The following is a 5,712-nucleotide window of genomic DNA, read 5'->3' as shown; positions in this document are numbered from 1 at the left end:
CTTATTTTTACAGGTCAAGGATACAATAGAAACAACACTAAATAACAAAAATTCAAATAAAATGAAAAATAAAGAACCACCTAAATTAAAAATAATCTAATCAAAACAACATAAAGACATAAAGGAGGAAAACATGAAAACAATAGAAGTTGAAGCATATGTTGATTGTGATGACTGTCCCTATTTTACTTTTATTTCTGAGAAAATAGGTTTCGTTTGGGATGAGGATACTAAAAAAATATTATTAAATGCATACCCTAACTCCCAAATAGAAGAAATAAATGATATGTTTAAAGAAGCCATAAGTGATATTGATTTTTCTGGAAATTTAAATAACAATAATAAAATAAGTATAGGCATTACTCCAGAAGATGGAAAATATAAATACTTTTTTAATCTATATTGTATGGTTATATTACCTGAGTTGCCTGATTACCAATTTAAGTTTTCTGTTATGATGGAAGTCTTACTTAATGAAGAACGTTTATTACGTAATTTTGATGATTATATATCTTTCATCACTTTTATGGGGAATTGTTCGAGACAATATACAGGAGAATAAGAAAATGAAAACAATAGAAGTTGAAACATATGTTGATTGTGATGACTGTGACTATTTTATTTTTATTTCTGAGAAAATAGATTTCGTTTGGGATGAGGATACTAAAAAAATATTATTAAATGCATACCCTAACTCCCAAATAGAAGAAATAAATGATATGTTTAAAGAAGCCATAAGTGATTATTTTTCTACTGATTTAAATAACGATAAAATAAGTATGAATATTACTTCAGAGGGTGAAAAATGCAAATACTATCTTGGACTCGATTGTATGGTTATATTACCTGAGTTGCCTGATTACCAATTTAAGTTTTCTGTTATGATGGAACTCTTACTTACTGAAGAACGTTTATTAAGTAATTTTGATGAATATATATCTTTCATCAATTTTATGGGGAATTATTCAGAAAAATATACAGGAGAATAAGAAAATGAAAACAATAGAAGTTGAAGTATATGTGGAGTGTGATGACTGTGACTATTTTTTGGCAAATTATTCGGAAAATTACACAGGAGAAAAAGAAGATGAAAACATTAAACATTATAGTAATTGATGCATGGGAAGCACGTTGTAATTTCGTTACGTCAGCAGAAGGATTGGATTTTTTTGGTGGTGATTTTTATTTTTTTATTGATGAATTTTCGCCCTGTTCAATGAGAGAGAAAATAGGATTGGAGGAATACATAAAAAAAATATTCATTAAAGCTTTAGATGATTATTATTCTACTGGATTCAAAAATGAAAAAGTGACTATAAAAAATACTCCAGAGGGGGAAGAATACATTTATTCCGCCGAAATAGATTGTATTATACTATTGCCTGACTTTCCGAATTATCGATTTAAATTTCGTGGTAAAATAGAACGATTCCTGGATGAAGAGATTTTGAGAGAATATGCTTTTTATGATTTTGATTATTTTATCGGTCTTTTGAAGGAGTGAGAATGCATTGTTAAGAGAAAATATAAAAAATAAAGAACCACCTTTATGTACAAAAGTATACTAGAGCAGATTATGCTATAGTTTTGATTGGAATGCTATCTTATGAACATAACTAAACGATTAAGGAGGGCATGTCATGGTAGATAAAAAAGAGATGATAACAATTGGTGTGATGTTAGGAGTATTGTGTGCATGTACACCAATAAAACAAGAAAACCCGATACTAACAGAAAGTACGGTATCCTCTTCGTCAACAGAACAGACAACGAGTAGTCAAATACCACTGCAACATACGTATGCTCCTAGTGGGAAATTTTCTCCCGATGTATTAGGATACACCTTACCTCATATCACAACAACGGCAGAATTAACGGATTTAGGTAAGTACAAAGGAGAGAACGAGATGAGTGGGCTATTTAAGGAGAATAAAACAGAATTTCATGAAAAATTAGGCAAGGAAAATATTCCATATCATATCTTTATGTTGCGTGAAGATGTAGAAACTTACGAAAAATCTAAAGAAATTATCAAAAACCATTATCATGATAAGGTAATGCTCTTGCCTATTGCGGAACAGTTATATCTTCCTATACTAAACAATTGGAACATGAGCAACAATCCCAAAGGAAAAGAAATTACTGTTTTGGCATCTGAATTAGATATAAACATTACGATAAAGGGAAAGCTAGGCAAAACTAAGACGCAAGATGATATTATTACAGAATTAGGTCGAATTTACGCTAAAGAATACCCTACACTACTAGAAAATAAGGATAGGCAAGGCTTTTATTTATATACTAAACTCAAGAATGCAGGAGCAATTGTACTTCTTTCTGGGGATAATGATGTGAACACACCCATTGAACTTGTTATCTTTTATGTTGATGAGCTAGGGGCTGAGCGTCACATTAGTGTCACAAGTAAAAGTGATGAACAGATATTAGCGTGGCTTACTGTCTTTAGGGAGGTAAACGACTGGAAAGAACCAGATGGACCTTAAATCACTATACAATAAATGGTGTAATATAGGGCAAATCAAGTGTAAAAAGGCTTGTTTATTAGATTTTTAAGCGATATAATAAAAACAAAAAAGTAAAGGAGTAGTTGAGATGAATGTTGAAAAAGTAAAAGAGTGGGTTACTCAATATAAGGTACAAATTGGAATTGGGATTGCCGTTGTGTTGTTATGTAGTGGAGCAGTCATATTTGGATTGAATGGGAAAAAACAAGAGATTGCAAAAGTAGAAAGTACCACGACTAAAGAAACAACACAGTTAAGCGTACAATCTCAAACAACAAAATCATCTCGTGAGATTGCTCAAGAGAGTAAGGTAGAAAGTTTGCTTGCCGTAGAAGTGAGTGCAGATACAAATGTTGCTGAAATTGAAAAAGAAATAGATGCTATAGAAAATCAACAAGACAAGGTAAAACTACAAGAAAAACTTGCTGAGGTAAAAGAGCAAGTGAAGAAAAAACAACAGGAACACCAAGCAACACAGCACGCACAAGCGACTACACAGGTAAAAGAAAACCACAGTTCAGCACCACGTCAAGATGAAACCAGTCAACCTGTAGGACACGCTCAACGTGCAACACAAGCTCCTACTCCAGTTCAGACACAGGCAGTCGTACAAACCACGCAAGCCCCAGTGACAACAACGGTACAAACAACCCAAATGACTACGCAGAAGTATCGTCTGAATTCCTTAGGGAATAGTGGTATGGAGTTTGCGACTATGGAAGAGGCTGGAGCCTGGGCAGAAAGTAAACAAATGGAAATAGAAAAAGCCTATATAGTACATGCTGTGATTTACTCTGATGATAGTGTGACATATACGGTGCATTGGAAATAAATATTTTAGAAAGTCCTAGTACTAGGGCTTTTTTTATTGAATCAATCGCTAAAGGCAATTGTTAGTGCTGTACAAATGACTGGTTAAGGTATGTTATCTGTTTGTGCGACGCTTGTTTCATTGTATTTTTCTTTATATGAACGCACCAATACTTAAAAAGACGTATAACAGCGTCTTTTTTTATTTTCCAGAAAAGGAGGGGAGGAATGAGATTTATTCGTGCTATGCCCTGTAAAAAAATAATGTAAATAACGTATATTAGATATGACATACAAAATTAAAAAAGGAAGTGTAAAAACGTGATTAAAAAAGTAAAAACATTAGCGTTAGTATTAGGTGTTTTATTGGGAACACTAACCGGAATAATATTCCAAAAAACTCCAAAGGTTGTCTTTGCGGATAGTGGCACACTACAAAAAAGAGAATCTGGTGTAACACCGTATGCAGAATTTAGACATAAAGATGCCTCGAGAAATACATGGTATGAGGGTGGACATATTTTATTCATAAATGGCGAAGTGGTTATCTGTTTAGACCCAACCACTTACGCTTATGAAGTCGGATATGCAGGGAAAGAATTTTCTGATGTTGAAGAATTGGCAACATCTAGTGGTAGGCGATATAAAATAGATACTGATTTACAGTTAACATTAGCTTTAGTGAGTTATTATGGGTATCAACAAAATCCTAATGATTTAAATTATCATTTTACCACATGGATTGGATATGAATTGCTTGGATGGGACATTCAAACAGTAAGCAATGGTGCAACTCTGGAACAATATCAGGTTTTTAAAGCAGATGTAATGGCTAAAGTCAACGGATATAAAGATAATCCATCTTGGCATAATGGTACGTATACAGTTAAAATAGGAGAACATATCACGTTAACAGATACCTATAATGTTGTTCAAAATTTAATTATTCCATCTGAAATTAATGGTTTTGTAACATCATTGAATGGCAATCAATTAACGTTAACACCAACAAAAGAAGCTACCACTGGTAAAATTAAGTTTATACAACCCTTTATTCAAGGTGTTCATGGTTTATCAATTATTTATCGTTCTGAAGGAAGTCAAACAGTCTCAAAACTACGTATCAGTGACCCACAATACGCTTCAGTTAACATTAACGTCATCAAAAACGGCAATATCAAAATTGTCAAAACAGACAGTGAAACAGGACAACCGTTATCTGATGTAGAGTTCGGTGTGTTTGAACACGATAGCGATACACCATTAAAAACAGGGGTAACAGATGGAAATGGTGTGTTGGAGTTTACAGACTTAGATTCAAAAACATTTGATATTAAAGAACTACGTACTAAAGAAACATACCGTCTAAATGACAAAGTGTATTCTGTGAGCGTTCCTGCAGGCGAAACGGTGACAGTAAATGCGACAAATGTCGTGAAAAAGATGCGTATTTCAGTGTCTAAACATTTAGATACAGCTTTAGACGGTTCAGGTACGCGTGCAGCAGGTTCAGGCATTACTTTTGATATTGTTTCTCTAAACACACATCAAGTAGTGTCTAGTATGCTCACAGACGCAAACGGTTATGCCATATCAGAGGAATTACGTCAAGATGACCGCTATCAATTAGTGGAACATACTCCAGAGGGTTATCAATCAACTGAACCAATTACTGTTGAACCAACTGGAGAAGATGGAAAGATTTATCACTACATTGTTGAAAACAATGCTAAAAAGTCTTATGTACAGATTGTAAAAGTTGACGAGGACACAGGCGAAACGATTAAAGCCAGTGGAGTATCTTTCCAATTATTCAAAGATGGTCAATTGGTTAGTCAACAAGTGACGTATCCGTCTATGCAAACCATTGATACATTCACAACAGATGAAAATGGGCAAGTGACTTTACCGCAACAATTAACGTACGGCACATACACGTTGAAAGAAGTGAAAGCACCAACTGGTTACGTGTTATCTGACAAACCATTGACAATTGATATTACTGGAGAAGATACGCTGGTTACGGTTCGTTTTAAAAATGCTGCTCAAAAAGGAATTATTGCATTATCAAAAACAGGTCAAGTTCTAACAAGTTGGCAAACAGACGCAAACGGTGTGCATACACCAGTTTACCAAGACCAACTTATTGGTGGAGCAACGTTCCAATTGACTAATGTTAACACAGGAAAGAGTTTTACAGTAACAACTCAAGCAGGGCAAGTGTTACGTACACCTGAACTTGATTTAGGGGAGTATGATGTGGTAGAAGTATCTGCTCCGAAAGGGTATATGACAGACAATACGGTGTATCGTGTGTCTTTAACCCCTCAAGCCCAAAGTGTCCGTTTAGATGTGAAAAGTCTATCTGTATACAATG

The 5,712-nt window shown here is 34.1% G+C and carries 7 protein-coding genes; all 7 read left to right on the top strand.

Annotated elements, in window-relative coordinates; translation table 11 throughout:
* The first annotated feature begins 133 nt into the window (after positions 1 to 133).
* A complete protein-coding gene (locus E4T68_RS08280) occupies positions 134 to 562 on the top strand; it encodes a hypothetical protein (protein WP_135125917.1) in 429 nt (142 codons plus the stop codon).
* A 4-nt stretch (positions 563 to 566) separates the two neighbouring features.
* Positions 567 to 989: a hypothetical protein gene (locus E4T68_RS08275; protein WP_135125915.1), complete on the top strand. Its 423-nt coding sequence runs from the start codon at positions 567 to 569 to the stop codon at positions 987 to 989.
* Between the two features lie 4 nt (positions 990 to 993).
* A complete protein-coding gene (locus E4T68_RS09930) occupies positions 994 to 1,116 on the top strand; it encodes a hypothetical protein (RefSeq protein ID WP_255518891.1) in 123 nt (40 codons plus the stop codon).
* Positions 1,088 to 1,504 carry a hypothetical protein gene (locus tag E4T68_RS08270; protein WP_135125913.1) on the top strand — a complete coding sequence of 139 codons (417 nt, stop codon included), beginning with the start codon at positions 1,088 to 1,090 and terminating at the stop codon, positions 1,502 to 1,504. Before E4T68_RS09930 ends, E4T68_RS08270 begins: the two co-directional genes overlap by 29 nt.
* A gap of 136 nt (positions 1,505 to 1,640) precedes the next feature.
* Entirely contained in the window at positions 1,641 to 2,504 is an 864-nt protein-coding gene (locus E4T68_RS08265) for a hypothetical protein (RefSeq protein ID WP_135125911.1), read from the top strand.
* Between the two features lie 109 nt (positions 2,505 to 2,613).
* On the top strand, positions 2,614 to 3,357 hold the full coding sequence (locus E4T68_RS08260; protein ID WP_135125909.1) for a hypothetical protein: 744 nt from the start codon (positions 2,614 to 2,616) through the stop codon (positions 3,355 to 3,357).
* 299 nt (positions 3,358 to 3,656) lie between these two features.
* Positions 3,657 to 5,712, top strand: a 2,056-nt coding sequence (locus E4T68_RS08255; protein ID WP_209305066.1) for a collagen binding domain-containing protein, incomplete at its 3' end; no start/stop codon positions are given.

It is taken from the genome of Granulicatella sp. WM01, assembly GCF_004570605.1.
Classification (GTDB): domain Bacteria; phylum Bacillota; class Bacilli; order Lactobacillales; family Aerococcaceae; genus WM01.
The sequence above is the reverse complement of the archived record's forward strand: the minus strand, read 5'-3'. Positions and strand labels throughout refer to the sequence as shown.

What these genes read in the sequence shown, in the direction of transcription:
- E4T68_RS08270 (WP_135125913.1), top strand. Translation starts at nt 1,088, where the DNA reads ATGAAAACATTAAACATTATAGTAATTGATGCATGGGAAGCACGTTGT.
- E4T68_RS08280 (WP_135125917.1), top strand. Translation starts at nt 134, where the DNA reads ATGAAAACAATAGAAGTTGAAGCATATGTTGATTGTGATGACTGTCCC.
- E4T68_RS09930 (WP_255518891.1), top strand. Translation starts at nt 994, where the DNA reads ATGAAAACAATAGAAGTTGAAGTATATGTGGAGTGTGATGACTGTGAC.
- E4T68_RS08275 (WP_135125915.1), top strand. Translation starts at nt 567, where the DNA reads ATGAAAACAATAGAAGTTGAAACATATGTTGATTGTGATGACTGTGAC.
- E4T68_RS08265 (WP_135125911.1), top strand. Translation starts at nt 1,641, where the DNA reads ATGGTAGATAAAAAAGAGATGATAACAATTGGTGTGATGTTAGGAGTA.
- E4T68_RS08260 (WP_135125909.1), top strand. Translation starts at nt 2,614, where the DNA reads ATGAATGTTGAAAAAGTAAAAGAGTGGGTTACTCAATATAAGGTACAA.